The organism is Nocardia sp. NPDC003979 (assembly GCF_053605015.1).
On the sequence record NZ_JBSGIJ010000013.1, the window covers coordinates 156478 to 173316 of the forward strand.

The window sequence follows — 16839 nt, forward strand, 5'->3', positions numbered from 1 at the left end:
AGCAGCGCATGCTGGCGGGGGACCTGTACAAGGACAACGATCCGGAACTCGTGGCCGAACGGCAACGGGCGCAACGGCTGTGCGACGAGTTCAATCGCACCGGGCCCGACGAAACCGATCGGCGGACCGAGCTGCTGGGCGATCTGCTCGGCAAACTGGGCGAGGGCTCGTGGATCATGCCGCGATTCCAGTGCGATTACGGCTATCTGATCGAGATCGGCGCCAACAGTTTCCTCAACTACGACGCGATCCTGCTCGACTGCGCGCCGATCACCATCGGCGACGACTGTTCGATCGGACCGCGCTGTCAGCTGCTCACCGCCCTTCATCCCATGCAGGATCATGAAAAGCGCAGGCAGCGCTGGGAATCGGCGGCGCCGATCCGGATCGGGAACAACGTGTGGTTCGGCGGCGGAGTCATCGTGTGCCCCGGAGTCACCATCGGCGACGACGTGGTGGTCGGTGCGGGCAGTGTGGTCACCCGCGACCTGCCCGACCGCGTGTTCGCGGCGGGCAATCCGGCCAGGGTGATCCGGGCGCTGTAGGTGTGATCCGCGCGTCGCCGGGTCGCGTTCGGTGGGTCGGCGGCAATACTGTCTGTTCATGGGCCAATCGCGAGTCGTGCAGGAGCAGGAAGCCACCCGGCCGTTGCGCGAGGACATCCGGTTCCTCGGCGGCATCCTCGGTGACACCATCCGTGACCACGAAGGACCCGAGGTGTTCGACCTCATCGAGCGGGTCCGCATCGAGGCGTTCCGGGTGCGCCGCGAGGAAGTGGAGCGCAGCGCCGTCGCCGACATGCTCGACGGCACCCCCACCGAGGTGGCGCTGCCGCTGATCCGGGCGTTCAGCTACTTCGTGCTGCTGGCCAATCTGGCCGAGGACATCCAGCGCGACCGCCGCCGCGCCGCGCACGTGGCGGCGGGCGAACCACCGCAGGACTCCTCGCTGGCCGCGACCTACGCCAAACTCGACGCCGCCGACCTCGACGGCACGAGCGTGGCCGAACAGCTCACCGACGCCCTGGTGTCGCCGGTGATCACCGCGCACCCCACCGAGACGCGCAGGCGCACGGTCTTCGACGTGCAGGCCAAGATCACCGCCCTGATGCGGTTGCGGCGCAGGCTCGAGCCCGGCGATCCCGGTTACGACGACACCGAACTGCGCATTCGCCGTGAAGTGCTCACCCTGTGGCGCACAGCGCTGATCCGCCTGGCGCGCTTGCGGATTCAGGACGAGATCTCGGTGGGCCTGCGCTACTACGACCTGACCCTCTACGACGTGATCCCCGCGATCAATGCCGAGGTCCGTGCGGCCCTGCGTTCCCGCTGGCCCGATGTCGGCCTGCTCGAGCGCCCGATCCTGCGCCCCGGGTCCTGGATCGGTGGCGACCGCGACGGAAATCCCTATGTGACAGCCGACGTCGTGCACACCGCCGCCGAGCAGGCCGCCGCCTACGCCTTCGGCCGCTACCTGGGCGAGCTGGTGGAACTGGAGAAGTCGCTGTCGCAGTCGGCGCGGCTGGTGCGGGTGAGCCCGGCGGTCGCCGCGCTCGCGGAGGCCGGTTACGACGACCCGGCCGTGTTCGCCGACGAACCGTATCGCCGTGCCCTGCACGCGATCCGGGCCCGCCTCAGTGCCACCGCGCGACGCGCGCTCGACCGCCTCCCGGACAACGGTCTCACCACAGACGCCGAGCCGTACCCCACCCCGCAGGCCGTGCTCGACGACCTGGACGCGATCGATGCCTCCCTGCGCGCCAGCGGCGACGCCCTGCTCGCCGACGACCGCCTGGCCGCCCTGCGCCACGCCGTGGAGACCTTCGGTTTCCACCTGCAGGGCCTCGACATGCGCCAGAACTCCGAGGTGCACGAACAGGTCGTCGCCGAACTGCTCGCCTGGTCGGGTGCGCACCAGGACTACGCGAGCCTGAGCGAAGCCGAACGGGTCGACCTGCTGGCCACCGAATTGCGCACGCGCAGGCCACTTCTCGGCCCGAACGCACAGCTGAGCGAACTGGCGGCCAAGGAACTCGGTGTACTGCGAGCCGCCAAGGACGTGATCGACACCTTCGGCGCCGCCGCCGTCCCGAACTACATCATCAGCATGTGCACTTCGGTGAGCGACATGCTCGAGGCCGCCCTGCTGCTCGAGGAAGCGGGGATCCTCGATCCCGGCACGCCCGACGGCTCACCGCACAGCCCGGTCGGTATCGTCCCGCTGTTCGAGACCATCGAAGACCTCGGTGCGGGCGCGGCGACTCTCGCTGCCGCACTGGAGGTTCCGGCGTACCGCGACCTCGTCGCCGCCGCCGGGATGCGGCAGGAAGTGATGCTCGGCTACTCCGATTCCAACAAGGACGGCGGGTACCTGGCGGCGAACTGGGCGCTCTACCGCGCCGAACTGGACCTGGTCGAGGTGGCGCGCAAATCGGGAATCCGGTTGCGGCTCTTCCACGGTCGCGGCGGAACCGTCGGACGTGGTGGTGGTCGCAGCTACGACGCGATCCTCGCCCAGCCCGCGGGCGCCGTGCGCGGGTCCTTGCGGCTCACCGAACAGGGCGAGGTGATCGCCGCGAAATACTCCGAATCCGGTGCGGCACACCGCAACCTGGAATCACTCATCGCGGGCACCCTCGAATCCACCCTGCTCGACGTGGAGGGCCTCGGCGACGACGCCGAACCCGCCTACGAATTGCTCGACGACCTGGCGACCCGGGCCCGCGCCGCCTACGCGCACCTCGTGCACGACACCACCGGCTTCGTCGAGTACTTCCGGCAGTCCACCCCGGTCGCCGAGGTCGGCGACCTCAATATCGGCAGCCGCCCGGCCTCGCGCAAACCGACCAATTCGGTGTCGGACCTGCGGGCGATCCCGTGGGTGATGGCGTGGAGCCAGGCCCGCGTCATGCTGCCGGGTTGGTACGGCACCGGCACCGCACTCGAGGACTGGGTCGGCGACGATCCGGCGCGCCTGGCCCGGCTTACCGATCTCTACCAGCGCTGGCCTTTCCTGCGCACCGTGCTGTCGAATCTGGCGCAGGTAATGGCCAAGAGCGACCTCGACATCGCCGCCCGCTACGCCGACCTCGTCGACGACGAACACCTGCGCGACACGATCTTCGGGATGATCCGCGAGGAACACGCGCGGACGATCCGCATGTACAAGGCGGTCACCGGCCACGACGAACTCCTCAGCGACAACCCGTCACTGGCGGAGTCGATCCACAATCGTTTCCCGTATCTGGAACCGCTCAACCAGCTCCAGGTCGACCTGCTGCGCAGGCTGCGCGGGGGTGACGATTCCGAGCTGGTGAAGCGGGGCATCCTGCTCACCATGAACGGTCTCGCCACCGCCCTGCGCAACTCGGGCTAGGTCCTGGTCCGCGTGACAGGTGATGTCGTGGTCGGGCATGGTGCCGTCCACCAGGTAGCCGGTGACGACGTCGGTCGCGCAGGGGTTCTCGCCCAGAACGTAGACCCCGTGCCCACTCCCGTCGACGGTGACCAAGCGGGACCGCTGACCGAACTTCTCGTCGAGCAGCTGGCCGCCGCGTAGCGGGGTGACCGGGTCGCGCTGGTTCTGCAGGATCAGCACATCGGCCGGGCCGGTGTTGTCGATCCGCACCGGCGGCTCGGACGGCCCGAGTGCCCAGTAGGCGCAGGGCATCACGTTCGCGGCGGCCGCACCGTAGAGCGGATGCCGTTCCCGGTCCTCGGCGACGGCACGCCGGTAGGTCCCGATGTCCTCGGGCCATTCGACATCGTTGCACGTCACGGCCAGAAAGACCGACCAGCCGTTGTCGTTCGGCGAAGGCGCACCCGTACCCGGCGGGCGGCCGCCCGCGGGCCCGGGATGTCCGGTTTCGAGCAGCGACTTCCAGCTCTCGCCGGCCGACGCGTACAGCGCCGGGCGATAGAGCGTGAAGAAGGTACCGAAACGGAAGAGACTGCCGTCCATTCCGTCCACCGGGTTCGCGTCGAGTCGCTCGGCGAGGGTGAAGTACGTGTGCCGCACCTCTTCCGGTGTGCGGCCCAGGCCGTAGGTGTCGTGGCGGTCGGCGGCCCATCGCGCGAAGTCGGGAAACGTCTGTTCCATGCCGAGGCCGTACAGGCGCATCCCGTCGTGGTCGAGGTGGGTGTCGCCGATATTGCTGTCGAGCACGATGCGGTCGGCCTGCCGCGGGAACATCGAGGCGTACGCGGCGCCCAATGCGGTGCCGTAGGAGTAGCCGAGGAAGCTTGCCTTGTCCTCACCCAGCGCCGCCCGGATCAGGTCCAGATCGCGAGCCATGTTCGCCGTCGAGATGTGGCGCAACCGGCCTTCGTGGTCGTTGGCCGCGCACTGGTCGGCAACCCCCTCGGCGACGCCTGCCCGTTCGGTGACCGCCGCGTCGTTCACCGCAAACGGCGGGATATTGCCGAAGTACGCCTGGTCATCGGTGAATCCGCAGCTCACCGGTGCCGAATGCCCTACCCCGCGGGTGTCCATACCGATCACGTCATAGCTGTCCAGTACCTCTGCGGGCAATCCGTGAGTGGCCAGGAACTTGGGCTGGTCCAAGCCCGAACCACCTGGACCGCCGGGGTTGAGTAACAACACGCCGCGACGCTTGTCCGGGTTCTTGCTCGCCAGTCGCGAGATCATGATCTCGATCCGCATGCCCTCGGGCTCGCTGTAGTTCAAGGGCACCGCCACGGTGGCGCACTGCAACTGGGCAGGCCCGGCTGCGGGATCTTCGAGCCCCTCAGGACATGCGCCCCACCGCATCTGCGTAGCGGGGTGTTCGGTCGGCTGCGCGGCCACGATCGGCGCCCCGACCAGCGCTCCGGTGAGACCGAGCACGGCGAACAGGCTCGAGGTCCGTTGTCGATTCATACGCTGCTACTCCCCGACGAAATGGCGCCTACCACGAGCAAGCCGTCAGCGGGCGCTCGTGTCCGGCTGGTACATGACCGATTCTGTCGAGTCCGCGCCCCGGGCACATCGCCCCGGCGGCGGCGCTCGTGTTCGACGAAAGTCGAGTCGGCTATTCGCCGCGGGTCGAGCACATCTCAGCCGGTGGGTGGGTGCTCCAAGCCGGTCGTCGTCGCGATAATGGCCGGGTGGACACCGACGGCCCGGCACGACTCGGGGTATGGCAGCAGACCTGGCGGCTGACGGCGGCCGCGGCAATCGGCGCCGCCCTCTGGTACTCCGTCGCCGCCGTACTGCCCGCAGGCTGTACGGCCGACACATGTTCCTGGCTGGTGACCGGTGATCCGCTGATCGCACTCGGCTGCCTGACGCTGTTGCCGTGGCGGCGCCGGTTCCCGTTCACCGTCGCCTTGGTGATCGTGATCGCCTCGGCCGCATCGGCGCTCGCCACCGGTGCCGCGCTGCTGGCACTGTGTTCGCTGTCCACCCGTCGCCGTCCGGTCGAGATCGCCGTGGTCGTCGCGGCGTATGTGACGGCGGCGCAGTTCGCTCAGGGTCTCTACCCGGTCGACGCCCCGCCCGCCCCGGTCTGGCTGCAACTCGCATTGACGGTCTCGACCGCGGGGATCGCCGTGGCCACCGGCGTGGCCATCGACGCCCGCCGTGCCGAAGTGCGATCGCTGCGCGAACGCGCCGACAGCGCCGAACGCGAACAGGGTGCCCGGGCGGCCCAGGCACGGGCCACCGAACGCAACCGGATCGCCCGCGAAATGCACGACGTGCTCGCCCACCGGATCTCACTGGTCGCCATGCAAGCCGGCGTGCTCGATCACCGTGACGACCTCTCGGCCGAGGAGAAGCGCATGCTGATCCGCGGTATCGCCGACGGTTCCCGCCAAGCGCTGGAAGAACTCCGGGATGTCCTCGGCGTCCTCCGTGCCGACCCCGACCGCCCCGAACCACCGCAACCCACCCAGGACCGGATCCCGGAACTGGTGGCCGACGCCCGGTCGTCGGGCCTGGACGTCACCCTCGCCGGCACGGTGACCGGCACCCCACCCGAGACCGTGGGACGGACGGGCTATCGGGTGATCCAGGAAGGCCTGACCAATGCCGCGAAGCACGCGCCGGCGGCGGAGGTCCGCGTCACCGTGGACGGGGCGCCCGGCGGCGAATTGCACGTCAGCGTACGTAATTCGGCGGGCACCACCGCCGTCGCCCGGCCACCGGCCTCGGGCTTCGGTCTCCTCGGCCTCGCCGAGCGCATCACTCTCGCAGGCGGAACACTCGACCACCATCACACATCCGACAACGGGTACGTTCTCACCGCGCAACTTCCCTGGCCGGAGCACGATCACGAGAAAAGAGCATGAGTGCACAGTGATCAGGAAGCGGTGCGCGTCGTCATCGTCGACGACGACCAGCTGGTGCGGATGGCGCTACGACTCGTCGTCGACGGCGAACCGGATCTGACCGTTGTCGCGGAGGCCGCCGACGGGGACACCGCGATCGAGGTGGTGCGAGAACAGCGGCCCGACGTCGTGCTGATGGATGTGCGGATGCCCGGCCGTGACGGCGTCGACACCACCCGGTGTCTGCGCGCCGAACCGGCCGCGCCCGCGGTGCTCATGCTGACCACCTTCGACTCCGACGAACTGGTACTGCGTGCCCTACGCGCCGGGGCCCTCGGCTTCGTGCTCAAGGACACCCCGCCCGCCCGAATCGCCGAGGCGGTCCGCACCGTCGCGGCCGGTGATCCCGTGCTGTCTCCCACCGTCACGGCGCGGGTGATCGCCGCGGCGACCGGGCCGGGCTCCGCCGAAGCCCGCAGCGACTCCCGCGACGCCGCGCGGAAACGGCTGGCCGCCCTGTCGGAACGCGAACTCGACACCGCGCGAGCGATCGCGGACGGGCTCGGCAACCCGGAGATCGCCGCGCGGTTACAGGTCACCGTCGCCACCGTCAAGGCACACACCACCAACCTGTTCACCAAGCTCGGCCTCGCCAATCGGGTACAGATCGCACTGTTGGTTCGCGACGCGGAACACTGAGCCGGAACGCGAAGTGGGGTGGCGCCGCTGTGCGGCACCACCCCACCTGCTTCTTCAACTGGCCTAGGTCACAGGCAGACGCTGATGGTGAACGGCCCGACCGGGATGCCGGTGCAGATCGACACCGAACCGACGACGGGCGTCGCGGTGGCGGCCGAGGCGGTGCCCGCACCGGTGGCGGTGACGAACAGGGCGAGTGCGGCGACGGCGAGCGGACGGGCGGTCTTGACGAACATAGGCTGATCCTCGGGTAGGACGGGTCGAACAGGCCCCAGGCGGGACCCGACCCATCTCAACACGAGCCTCGCTCCGGTGTCCTTCGCATCGCGGGAAACGCAGTCGCTCAATCGGTCACGATCGCCACGGCATCGATCTCCACGAGCATCTCGGCGCGCGGGAGACCGGTGAACACGGTGGTGCGCGACGGCAGCACCCCGTCGGTGGTGTGCTCGGTGACGAACTCGCCGTACGCCTCGTTCATGATCGCGAAGTCCTCGCGCTTGGTGAGGTACACGCGCAACATCACCACGTCGTCGAAGGTGGCACCGGACGCGTCGATGATGGCCTTCACGTTCATCAGGGTGCGGGTGGTCTGGGCGGCCACGTCACCCTCGTGCAGGTACTCGTTGGTTTCCGGATCGACCGGACCCTGCCCGGAGACCTGGATAAACGGTCCCTTGCGCACGCCTTGGGAAAAGGTGTGGGCGGGGGCTGGAGCATCGGAGGTGCGGACGGCGATCTTGTCGGACATTGGTTTCAGCCTTTCCTCGCGGGGACGGCTCGGCGGGGATCCCAGCCGAGTTCGGTGGAGATGGCATCGGCGCACGCGCGCACCTGCGGGAGCAGTGCGAGCACCTGGTCGTGATCGAGCAGCACATCGGGCACCGAGACGGACACGGCGGCGACCACATTGCCGATGCCGTCGCGCACGGGCACACCGATGCAGTTGACGAAACTCTCGTGTTCCTCGTGGTCCTCGGCGAAGCCCTGCGCCGCAACCCTTTCCAGCTCGGCGAGATATCGCTCCGGCGTACGCAGGGTGCGCGGGGTGAACGGGTGGTAGTCCAAACGTGCTGCGACCGTGGCCCATTCGGAGCGCGGCAGCGCGGCGACGAGAACCTTGCCGACGGCCGTGCAATGCAGGGGAGCGGGCCTGCCGATGCGCGAGTACATCCGCACCGACTGTTCGGCATCGACCTTGTCGATGTAGACCGCGTCGCCGGACTCGTAGGCGGCCAGGTGCACCGTCTGGCCCGTGGTCGTGCCGAGGGCGCTCAGATGCGGTCGTGCGACCGTGCGTACATCACGGTTTTCCAGTGCGTGGCTTGCCAATTCGAACATGCGGCTACCCAGTGAGTAGCGGTGCGCGGCGTCGCGGACCACGAATCGTTCGGCCTGCATGGTCTGCAGCAACCGCAGCACCGTCGACTTGTGCACCCCGAGCCGGCCCGCCAGTTCGTCGAGGGACTGGGAGTCCTCGCCGAGCGCGATCAGAATGGACAGGGCTCGCGACACGCTTTGACTCATGGCCCGATCGTCCCATCTGCTCGTGGTGGATAGGTGAGCCCCGTCCAGGCATCGTCAGGGAGCGCGGCCAGTCGCCGGAGTTCTTGGGACGGTGAAAGTTTCGCCGAATCGCCCGGGGCGGTAAGAGTCGCGGCGGCGCACAGGTGCCCGTAGCGCAGGCGGGTGCGCAGGTCGGCGCCGTGCAGCAGTGCCGCGAGGTAGCCGCCGGCGAAGGCGTCACCGGCGCCGATGCGTTCGGTGACGGTGAGGGTCAGCGCGGGAACTTCCACCACGTGATCACCGTCGAAGCCGATCGCGGTGTGCTTGTCGTTCTTGACGATCAGCTGCCCGGGCTCGGGGAACAGGCCGCGCAGGGCCGCCGGATCACCGGTGCCGAAGATCTCGGTGGCTTCGTCGGCGCCGAGGAACACGACATCGGCGCCGCGCACGTGCGCGGCGAGTTCGTCGGCGGCCGCACCGATACGCGAACCCCACACGGCCGGACGGTAATTCAGGTCGAAGCTGACCAGCGAGCCGTGGCGCGGGCGGTCGAGCAGGCCACGGGTGAGCGCGCACGCCGACTCGGACAGCGCGGGGGTGATGCCGGTGAAGTGCACGAGGTCGGCTCGTGCCAGTGGCGGTGCGTCGAGGTCGGCGGAAGAGAGCGCGCTGGCAGCCGACCCGGATCGGTAGTAGTGCATGCGGCTCTCGCCCCGGGGTAGGTCGTGTACCGCGTCCGAGCCGCCGCCGCGTTCCTTGATGTAGATGCCTGTCGGCCGCATCGGGTCGATCGCGACCGCTGCCACGTCCACCCCCGCACTGGCCAGCTCGGCCGTCAGGTAGCGCCCGAACCCGTCGTCACCGACCCGCGACAGCCACGCCGCCGATATCCCGAGCTGGGCCAGCACCGAGGCCACGTTCGCCTCGGCGCCGCCGGCGCAACGTTCGAACATCCCGGAGCGTTCGAGCGGGCCGGGCTCGGCGACGAGCACCGCCAATCCCTCGCCGACGGTGACCGCCCTGGGCTGCGCCTTTGTTACCTGGGTCACCTCGTCGGACCTTTCGTGGTTGCGGTCACTGCTGTCTGCATGCACAATAACGAGCAGAAACATTCAGTGCAACTTGCGTTGCATATAGTGCAATAGCTCTCGGACATGTCCGATCTTGCTGTGTACCCGCCGGGAAAGGGATGCTGTGACCATCGACAACGATGTCGTCGACGCGCTGGCCGCCGAGCTGCTCGGCCCGCACATCAAGAGCGCCCCACCCGCCGCGTGGGGCCACACGGTCCGCGAATACCTGACGGGCACACCACAACTCACGCACTGGCAGACGCCGCTGCTCACCCTCGACCGCGCTGCCCTCGACGCCAACCGGGCGCTGATGGCCGACTGGAGCAGTGCCGGTGGTGTCGCGCTCGCCCCGCACGGCAAGACCACCATGGCGCCGCAGCTGTGGCGCGAACAGCTGCGGGCAGGTGCCTGGGGGATCACCCTGGCCACCGCCTGGCAGGCACAGCTCGCCCGCTCCTTCGGCGTCGGCCGGATCCTGCTGGCCAATGCGCTGGTCGACCCGATCGGGCTGGCCTGGGTGGCCGAGGAGTCGGCGCGCGACGAGAATTTCGAGTTCTACTGCTGGGCCGACAGCGTCGCCACCGTCGAGCTGATGGACAAGATCCTGCGCGACACCGCCCCCGGACCGCGGGTCCGCGTGCTCGTCGAACTGGGTGGCGCGCACGGTCGCACCGGTGCGCGGACCCGTGCCGAGGCGCTCGCGGTCGCGCACGCCCTGGCCGGCAGCGAACGCCTCGTGCTGGCGGGCGTGGGCGGGTACGAAGGCGCGCTCGCCCACGATCGCACTCCCGCGGCGCTGGCCGCGGTGCGCGGATACCTGCGTGAACTCGCCACCCTGCACGCCGAACTCGGCGCCGTGTACTCCGGGCCTGCGATCGTCTCGGCGGGCGGCAGCGCCTATCCGGAACTGGTCGCCGACGAATTGGCCGGCCTGGCATCGGACCGGCGAGAACCGACCGCGCCGGGATCGACCACCGTGGTGTTGCGCAGCGGCGCGTACCTCGTCCACGACGACGGCTTCTACGCGGGCATCTCCCCGCTGAGCGCCCCCGCCGCCGACCCCGGCCTGCGTTCGGCGATGCACGGCTGGGCCCGGGTCGTGTCCCGTCCGGAGCCGGAACTCGCCCTGCTCGACGGCGGTAAACGCGACTTCCCCTTCGACGAGGGTCTGCCGACACCGCAACTCGTGGTCGGCGGGTCGGCACTCCCGTCGGGCGCGCATGTGAGCGCGCTCAACGACCAGCACACCTTCCTGCGTCTGCCCGGCGCCACGTTCGCGGATCTGCCCGTGGGAAGTGTTGTGCGGTTGGGCCTTTCCCACCCCTGTACCGCCTTCGACAAATGGCGGCTGATTCCCGTGATCGACTCCGCCGAGACGGCGCACCCGCGCGTGGTCGACCTCATCCGCACCTACTTCTGACGGACGACCATGACCTCCTTGCTCTTTCGCGACATCGATATCGTCGACGGCACCGGCGGACCACGCACCCACGGCGACGTTCTCGTGCGCGACGGCCGCATCGCCGAGATCGCCGATTCGATCCACACCGACGCCCGCGTGGTCGGTGTGCGGCCGGGCTCGGTCCTCGCGCCGGGCTTCATCGATATGCACGCCCATTCCGATCTGTACCTGCTCACCCACCCCGAGCACATCCCGAAGATCACCCAGGGCGTCACCACCGAGGTGATCGGCCAGGACGGGCTGTCCTACGCGCCGATCGACGACGCCGCACTCGCGCTGGTGCGCAAGCAGATCGCGGGCTGGAACGGCAATCCCGCGGACTTCGACTTCTCCTGGCGCACCGTCGGCCAGTACCTGGACCGGCTCGACCAGGGCATCACTCCCAACGCCGCCTATCTGGTGCCGCAGGGGACGCTGCGTCTGCTCGTCGTGGGCGCCGATCAGCGTGCGGCGACCACCTCCGAGATCGACCGGATGTGCGCGCTGCTCGCGCAGGGGCTCGACGAGGGCGCGGTCGGCATGTCGAGCGGGCTCACCTACACGCCCGGCATGTATGCCGACACCGGTGAACTCGCCGCCCTGTGCGCTGTCGTCGCCTCCTACGGCGGCTTCTACGCCCCACACACCCGCTCCTACGGCGCAGGCGCGCTGGAGGCCTACGCCGAGATGATCGGTCTGGCGAAGGCCACCGGCTGCGCCCTGCACCTGACCCACGCCACCATGAACTTCGGCGTGAACCGCGGTCGCGCACCGGAATTGCTCGCCATGATCGCCGGGGCCCGCGCAGACGGCTGTGACATCACCCTCGACACCTACCCGTACCTGCCCGGCTCGACCACCCTGTCGGCATTGCTGCCCAGCTGGGCGATGTCGGGCGGTCCCGACGCCGCGCTGGACCGGCTCGGTGACCCGGCCGCGCGCAGCCGCATCGCCGCCGATGTGGACGTGCACGGGTCCGACGGGTGTCACGGTGTCACCGTCGAGTGGGAGACCATCCAGATCAGCGGAGTCGGCAACGACGAACTCGCCGAGCACGTCGGCCGCACCGTCGCCGAGATCGCCACCGAGCGCGGCACCGCGCCCGTCGAGGTGTTCTTCGAGCTGCTGGAACGCGACCAGCTGGCCACCACGATCCTGCAGCACGTCGGCCACGAGGAGAACGTGCGCGCGATCATGGTCGACGCCGGGCACATGGGCGGCAGCGACGGTTTGCTCGTCGGCGCCCGCCCGCATCCGCGCGCGTGGGGCACCTTCCCGCGCTACCTGTCGCGCTATGTCCGTGAGCTCGGCGTCCTCGGTCTCGAGGACTGCGTGCATCACCTCACCGGCCGTCCCGCCGCCCGGCTGCGGCTGGCCGAGCGCGGCCTGATCCGGCCCGGTTTCGCCGCCGACCTGGTGGTGTTCGATCCGGTGACGATCCACGACACGGCCACGTTCGAGCAGCCACGTCAGCAGGCGCGTGGTATCCAGCACGTGCTGGTCAACGGCGAATTCGCCGTGGAGAACGGCACCGCGACCGGAGTCCGCGCCGGTCGTGCCCTGCGCATGGACGCCACGCGAGAGGAGACCCGATGAATCCACTGCTGAGCTCGTCGTCACGGGCGATGGAGGTGATCCGGGCCGACCGGGCGCTCACCGTTGTCCGCGCACCCGCAGTCCCCGATCCTGTCGCACTGGCCGAGGCACTGGCCGGAGCGGGTTTGCGGGCTGTCGAGTTCACCTTCACCACCCTCGGTGTGCTCGACGCGATCGCGAAGGCGCGCCGCGCGGCCGACGCGGTGATCGGCGTCGGCACCGTCACCACCCGCGACCAGGCGGCGGCGGCCGTCGACGTCGGCGCGCAGTTCCTCGTCACCCCCGCAGTACGCCCGGAGGTCGCCGAAGTCGCTGTGGCGAACCAGATTCCGGTCATCATGGGTGCTTTCACGCCCACCGAGGTACTGGCGGCGGTCGACCTGGGTGCGGCAGCGGTGAAGATTTTCCCCGCCCGCTCGCTCGGCCCCGCCTATCTCAAAGACCTGCTCGGCCCGTTCCCGCATGTGTTCCTGATTCCGTCCGGCGGCGTCAACGCGCACAACGCGCGGGAATACCTGCAGGCGGGCGCCATCGCCGTCACCGCGGGCACCGAGGTGGTCGCGCCCCTGGATGTCGCGAGCTCGCGCTGGTCCGAGATCGGCTCGCGGGCCGCACGTTTCGTTCATTCGCTGGATTGAGAGGTTTGTCCATGGGCGCCACAGTCGACTGGCTGCGCACCACCACCCCCGGGTTGCTTGTGCTGTGCGGTCTCGCGATCGCCGTACTGCTCATCGCTATTATCAAGATCAAACTGGAGCCGTTCGTCGCGCTGCTGCTCACCGGTCTGCTGCTGGCACTGGCCGCCGGACTACCGGTCTCCCAGATCGTCGGCACTCCGCTCAAGGCGGGTGAGTCGCTGCTCGAGACCGGCTTCGGCAATATTCTCGGCCACATCGCGGTGATCATCGGGCTCGGCACCGTGCTCGGTGCGATCCTCGAAAGATCCGGTGGCGCCGATGTTCTCACCGACAAGCTGCTGCGGGTGTTCGGTGAGAAGGGCGCGCCCGTCGCGATGGGCATCCTCGGCCTCATCTTCGGCATCCCGGTGTTCTTCGACATCGGCATCTTCGTCCTGGCACCCCTGATCTACGTCGCGGCCAAGCGCGGTGGACGTTCGCTGGTGCTCTACGCCATGCCCATGCTGGCCGGTCTGTCCATGACGCACGCGTTCCTGCCACCGCATCCGGGACCGGTCGCGCTCGGCGGACTGCTCGGCGTGAGTCTCGGCTGGCTGATCGTGATGGGCTTCGTCTGCGGCATACCGGGATTCATCGCCTCGGGCATCCTCTGGGGAACCTACATCGGCAAGCGGGTCATCGTCTCGGTACCCGAGGAATTCGTGCCGCTCGAACCCGACACCGACGACGAGGAGGGCGGCACCGTCGCCACCGGTGTGGTCACCAAGGCCCCACCCTCGGTGGCGTTGATCGGCGCCATCATCGCCATCCCGCTGGTATTGATCCTCGGCGCCACCTTCGGATACCAACTGCTGGACAAGGATTCGGCCCTGCTGCAAGTGCTCACCTTCTTCGGTACCCCCGCCGTGGCGCTGCTCATCACCGTGCTCGTCGCGTTCTACCTGCTCGGTATCCGGCGTGGCTCCACCGTGCAGGAACTCAGCGTCATCACGGCCGAATCGCTCAAACCGGTCGGCATGGTGCTGCTGGTGGTCGGCGCGGGTGCGTTCTTCGGCAAGGTCATCTCGGCCACCGGTATCGGCACCGCCCTGGCCGACACGATGTCGGCGGCCGGCCTGCCCGTCATCGTGCTCGCCTACCTCATCAGCTGCGGCCTGCGCATCGCCCAGGGTTCGGCCACGGTCGCCATCGTCACCACCGGCGGCATCGTCGCCCCGCTGGTCGCCGAGCAGAACTACTCGCAGATGTCGATCGCCCTGATCGCCATGGCGATCGCCGCGGGTTCGATCATCCTCAGCCACGTGAACGACGGCGGTTTCTGGATCATCGCGAAGTACTTCAACATGACGGTGAAACAGACACTGCAGACGTGGACGGTGCTCGAAACCGTGTTGTCAGTGGTGAGTTTCGCGGTCGCGGCGCTGCTGTTCTCGATCGTGTAGCGGTTCGGCGGCAACCGGGCTGTCCTGCGTGGGCAGCCCGGTCGCGCTGTCTTCAGCCCGTGTCGGGTTCAGCCGCGACGATGCGGCGGGCCACGGCGCGCTTGTTCGGGTAGTCGGCTTCGTCGGTCAGGAGGAGTGTCAGCGCGCCTTTCGGGTCGGCGAGAGTGTTCGAGTCAGCCGTTCGAGTGCCTCGCGGGGATCTTTGCCGTGCTCCGCGCCGGTGAGGCGGTGGATGACCGCGCCGTCCATGTAGTCGACCAGGATTCCGGCGTCGACCGGGCCGATGCCCGCTTGGGCGGCGAGCTCGACCGCCTGCTCGCGTAGTCGGCCGTGCCCGCGTCGCAGCGATTCGGCGACGGTCGGCATCGCTTGGGATTCGCCGAAGAGGGCGAGGCGGGCCTGGGTGCGGATGCGGTCGGTGGTCGTCGCGTGGGTGATGAATCGGGCGAGTGCGTCGACGAGGTGGTCGACGGTCGGCGGCCCGAGCAGGCGGTGCAGGGCGGTCCAGTCGGCGTGATCGCGCTGTTCGAGACGCTCGGCCACCCCGCACAGCAGCGCTTCCCTGGTACGGAAGTAGTTGGACGTGGAGCCGGCGGGTAGTTCGGCGGCTTGGTCTACGGCGCGGTGGGTAAGGCCACGTGAGCCGCGCGTGCCCAATACCTCGATGGCCGCGTCGAGGATCTGTTCGCGTTTGGTTGCCACAGATCGATACTACGGGCGTAGTGATGGCCACTACATCCGTAGTGTAGTTCACTACAGCTGTAGTACGGTGGCATCGCACCGGTAAGGCTCGTGCGCGAGGCTCTCCGGTCCGCAAGTGGTACCCGGACAGGGGTCGTCACTCGATACGAAGGGTTCGGAATGGCTACAGCGATTGTTGTCGGCGGCGGAATCGGGGGGACGGCGGTCGCCCTCGGGTTGATCGAACGCGGATGGTCGGTGCGGGTGCTCGAACGAGCGGCGCGGTACACCGAGGTCGGGGCGGGAATCTCGCTGTGGCCCAATGCGTTGCGGGCGCTGGACGCACTCGGTGTCGGCGAGGCGGTGCGGGCGCAGGGGTTGGACGATGTGTCGGCGGGGATTCGGGACGAGCGGGGGCGATGGCTGTCGCGGACCGATGTGGCGACCATGCGGCGTCGGTTCGGGGCGCCGGTGATGATCCATCGGGCTGCGTTGCTGGATATCCTCCGGGGCGCCCTGCCGGAAGGGGTTGTCGAGACGGGGGTTTCGGTGGAGCGGGTCGACCCGGACGGGACGGTCGCGCATTCGGCCGGTTCGGGGCGGGACATGGGCCAGGTCAGCTCTACTGCCGACCTGATCGTCGGCGCAGACGGTATCCGCAGCGTTGTCCGGCGGGCCGTCTGTGGGGAGGTCGCGCCGCGGTATGCCGGGTACACGGTGTGGCGCGCGGTGGTCGGTATCGCCGAGCCGTTGAGCGAGTTCGGCGAAACATGGGGTCGGGGAGCGCGGTTCGGCATGGCGCCGCTGCCCGATGGGCGCATCTACTGCTTCGCGGTCTACGACGCGGAGGAAGGTGCCGGCGGTAGTTTCGCCGACGTGCGTGTCCGCTTCGCCGCGTGGCACCATCCCATTCCGGCGCTGCTCGCGGCTGCCGATCCGAACGCGGTGCTGCACAACGACATCTATGAACTGCCCGCGCTGTCGACCTTCGCCGCAGGTCGTCTCGCGCTGCTCGGCGATGCCGCTCACGCTATGACGCCGAATCTCGGGCAGGGTGGGTGTCAGGCGCTCGAGGATGCGGTTGTTCTTTCGCGGCTGGCGGGTACGACTGATGGGTTGAGGCGCTATGACTCCGAGCGGCGGCCTCGTACGCAGATGATCGCTCGGCGGTCGGGAATGATCGGGGTTGTCGCTCAACTGTCCGCGCGGCCGTTGGTTGCTGTTCGTGACGCGGCTTTGCGGATGACTCCGGCCAGTGCTCAGTTTCGTTCGCTGGGAAAGGTTTTGGATTGGGTGCCGTGAGGTTGGGGATGGTCGTTGTTTCGGGCGGGTGTACCTGCCGCATTCTCGGCCGGACGGAACCACTGCGGTGTTTTGCGCACCACAAAGGTATTGGGCTGTGTTTTTGGAGCGCTGGCGCGCTCGAGCGCGGCCCCTGGAGGGCCGCGCGAACAGCGCTCGAGACTCGCGCCTGCGGCGCATGCGCTTCGAGCG

Annotated in this window: 14 protein-coding genes and 1 pseudogene; 9 read left to right on the top strand and 6 right to left on the bottom strand. The window is 68.7% G+C overall.

The window, feature by feature from the left end:
- Window positions 1-8 precede the first annotated feature (8 nt).
- Both ACWEVR_RS24870 and ppc read left to right on the top strand, forming a co-directional pair.
- Window positions 9-545 carry a sugar O-acetyltransferase gene (locus ACWEVR_RS24870; RefSeq protein WP_210740905.1) on the top strand — a complete coding sequence of 179 codons (537 nt, stop codon included), beginning with the start codon at window positions 9-11 and terminating at the stop codon, window positions 543-545.
- 58 nt (window positions 546-603) lie between these two features.
- Window positions 604-3375 (top strand): phosphoenolpyruvate carboxylase, encoded by a 2772-nt coding sequence (gene ppc, locus ACWEVR_RS24875; RefSeq protein ID WP_452468926.1) that lies wholly within the window; start codon window positions 604-606, stop codon window positions 3373-3375.
- Between the two features lie 27 nt (window positions 3376-3402).
- Here the strand turns inward: ppc and ACWEVR_RS24880 are convergent.
- Window positions 3403-4878: pseudogene (locus ACWEVR_RS24880) on the bottom strand (alpha/beta hydrolase); the annotation flags it as partial.
- A gap of 227 nt (window positions 4879-5105) precedes the next feature.
- On the opposite strand from ACWEVR_RS24880, the gene ACWEVR_RS24885 reads away from it, so the two are divergent.
- Window positions 5106-6290 carry a sensor histidine kinase gene (locus tag ACWEVR_RS24885; protein WP_452468927.1) on the top strand — a complete coding sequence of 395 codons (1185 nt, stop codon included), beginning with the start codon at window positions 5106-5108 and terminating at the stop codon, window positions 6288-6290.
- Window positions 6291-6968, top strand: coding sequence for a response regulator (locus ACWEVR_RS24890; protein WP_452468928.1), 678 nt, complete (start codon window positions 6291-6293; stop codon window positions 6966-6968). It abuts the gene before it with no gap.
- Between the two features lie 68 nt (window positions 6969-7036).
- Here ACWEVR_RS24890 and ACWEVR_RS24895 read toward each other — a convergent pair whose 3' ends face one another.
- The 4 genes from ACWEVR_RS24895 to ACWEVR_RS24910 form a co-directional block, all read right to left on the bottom strand.
- A complete protein-coding gene (locus ACWEVR_RS24895; RefSeq protein WP_357151319.1) occupies window positions 7037-7204 on the bottom strand; it encodes a hypothetical protein in 168 nt (55 codons plus the stop codon).
- A 107-nt stretch (window positions 7205-7311) separates the two neighbouring features.
- Window positions 7312-7719, bottom strand: a complete 408-nt coding sequence (locus tag ACWEVR_RS24900) for a RidA family protein (protein WP_452468929.1) — start codon at window positions 7717-7719, stop codon at window positions 7312-7314.
- Between the two features lie 5 nt (window positions 7720-7724).
- On the bottom strand, window positions 7725-8495 hold the full coding sequence (locus ACWEVR_RS24905) for an IclR family transcriptional regulator (protein ID WP_357151317.1): 771 nt from the start codon (window positions 8493-8495) through the stop codon (window positions 7725-7727).
- The gene (locus tag ACWEVR_RS24910) at window positions 8492-9523 is read right to left on the bottom strand and encodes a sugar kinase (RefSeq protein ID WP_452468930.1); all 1032 of its coding nucleotides are present in this window, start codon (window positions 9521-9523) and stop codon (window positions 8492-8494) included. Before ACWEVR_RS24910 ends, ACWEVR_RS24905 begins: the two co-directional genes overlap by 4 nt.
- A gap of 145 nt (window positions 9524-9668) precedes the next feature.
- Here ACWEVR_RS24910 and ACWEVR_RS24915 point away from each other — a divergent pair, with 145 nt between their 5' ends.
- Genes ACWEVR_RS24915 through ACWEVR_RS24930 form a run of 4 tightly spaced genes read left to right on the top strand, consistent with a single transcriptional unit; the run spans window position 9669 to window position 14664 of the window.
- Window positions 9669-10967, top strand: a complete 1299-nt coding sequence (locus tag ACWEVR_RS24915) for an amino acid deaminase (RefSeq protein WP_452468931.1) — start codon at window positions 9669-9671, stop codon at window positions 10965-10967.
- A gap of 9 nt (window positions 10968-10976) precedes the next feature.
- Window positions 10977-12584, top strand: coding sequence for an N-acyl-D-amino-acid deacylase family protein (locus tag ACWEVR_RS24920; protein WP_452468932.1), 1608 nt, complete (start codon window positions 10977-10979; stop codon window positions 12582-12584).
- Window positions 12581-13222 (top strand): bifunctional 4-hydroxy-2-oxoglutarate aldolase/2-dehydro-3-deoxy-phosphogluconate aldolase, encoded by a 642-nt coding sequence (locus tag ACWEVR_RS24925; protein ID WP_067644484.1) that lies wholly within the window; start codon window positions 12581-12583, stop codon window positions 13220-13222. The genes ACWEVR_RS24920 and ACWEVR_RS24925 overlap by 4 nt, the downstream gene beginning before the upstream one ends.
- Window positions 13223-13233: 11 nt before the next feature.
- On the top strand, window positions 13234-14664 hold the full coding sequence (locus ACWEVR_RS24930; RefSeq protein ID WP_452468933.1) for a GntP family permease: 1431 nt from the start codon (window positions 13234-13236) through the stop codon (window positions 14662-14664).
- A gap of 138 nt (window positions 14665-14802) precedes the next feature.
- On the opposite strand, the gene ACWEVR_RS24935 is transcribed toward ACWEVR_RS24930, so the two are convergent.
- Window positions 14803-15366 carry a TetR/AcrR family transcriptional regulator gene (locus ACWEVR_RS24935; protein ID WP_452468934.1) on the bottom strand — a complete coding sequence of 188 codons (564 nt, stop codon included), beginning with the start codon at window positions 15364-15366 and terminating at the stop codon, window positions 14803-14805.
- A 159-nt stretch (window positions 15367-15525) separates the two neighbouring features.
- On the opposite strand from ACWEVR_RS24935, the gene ACWEVR_RS24940 reads away from it, so the two are divergent.
- The gene (locus tag ACWEVR_RS24940; protein WP_452468935.1) at window positions 15526-16647 is read left to right on the top strand and encodes an FAD-dependent monooxygenase; all 1122 of its coding nucleotides are present in this window, start codon (window positions 15526-15528) and stop codon (window positions 16645-16647) included.
- Window positions 16648-16839: the final 192 nt, after the last annotated feature.

Excerpts from the sequence above, each read along its gene's own strand:
- ACWEVR_RS24870 (WP_210740905.1), top strand. The coding sequence starts at position 9 with ATGCTGGCGGGGGACCTGTACAAGGACAACGATCCGGAACTCGTGGCC.
- ppc (WP_452468926.1), top strand. The coding sequence starts at position 604 with ATGGGCCAATCGCGAGTCGTGCAGGAGCAGGAAGCCACCCGGCCGTTG.
- ACWEVR_RS24895 (WP_357151319.1), bottom strand. The coding sequence starts at position 7,204 with ATGTTCGTCAAGACCGCCCGTCCGCTCGCCGTCGCCGCACTCGCCCTG.
- ACWEVR_RS24900 (WP_452468929.1), bottom strand. The coding sequence starts at position 7,719 with ATGTCCGACAAGATCGCCGTCCGCACCTCCGATGCTCCAGCCCCCGCC.
- ACWEVR_RS24905 (WP_357151317.1), bottom strand. The coding sequence starts at position 8,495 with ATGAGTCAAAGCGTGTCGCGAGCCCTGTCCATTCTGATCGCGCTCGGC.
- ACWEVR_RS24920 (WP_452468932.1), top strand. The coding sequence starts at position 10,977 with ATGACCTCCTTGCTCTTTCGCGACATCGATATCGTCGACGGCACCGGC.
- ACWEVR_RS24925 (WP_067644484.1), top strand. The coding sequence starts at position 12,581 with ATGAATCCACTGCTGAGCTCGTCGTCACGGGCGATGGAGGTGATCCGG.
- ACWEVR_RS24930 (WP_452468933.1), top strand. The coding sequence starts at position 13,234 with ATGGGCGCCACAGTCGACTGGCTGCGCACCACCACCCCCGGGTTGCTT.
- ACWEVR_RS24940 (WP_452468935.1), top strand. The coding sequence starts at position 15,526 with ATGGCTACAGCGATTGTTGTCGGCGGCGGAATCGGGGGGACGGCGGTC.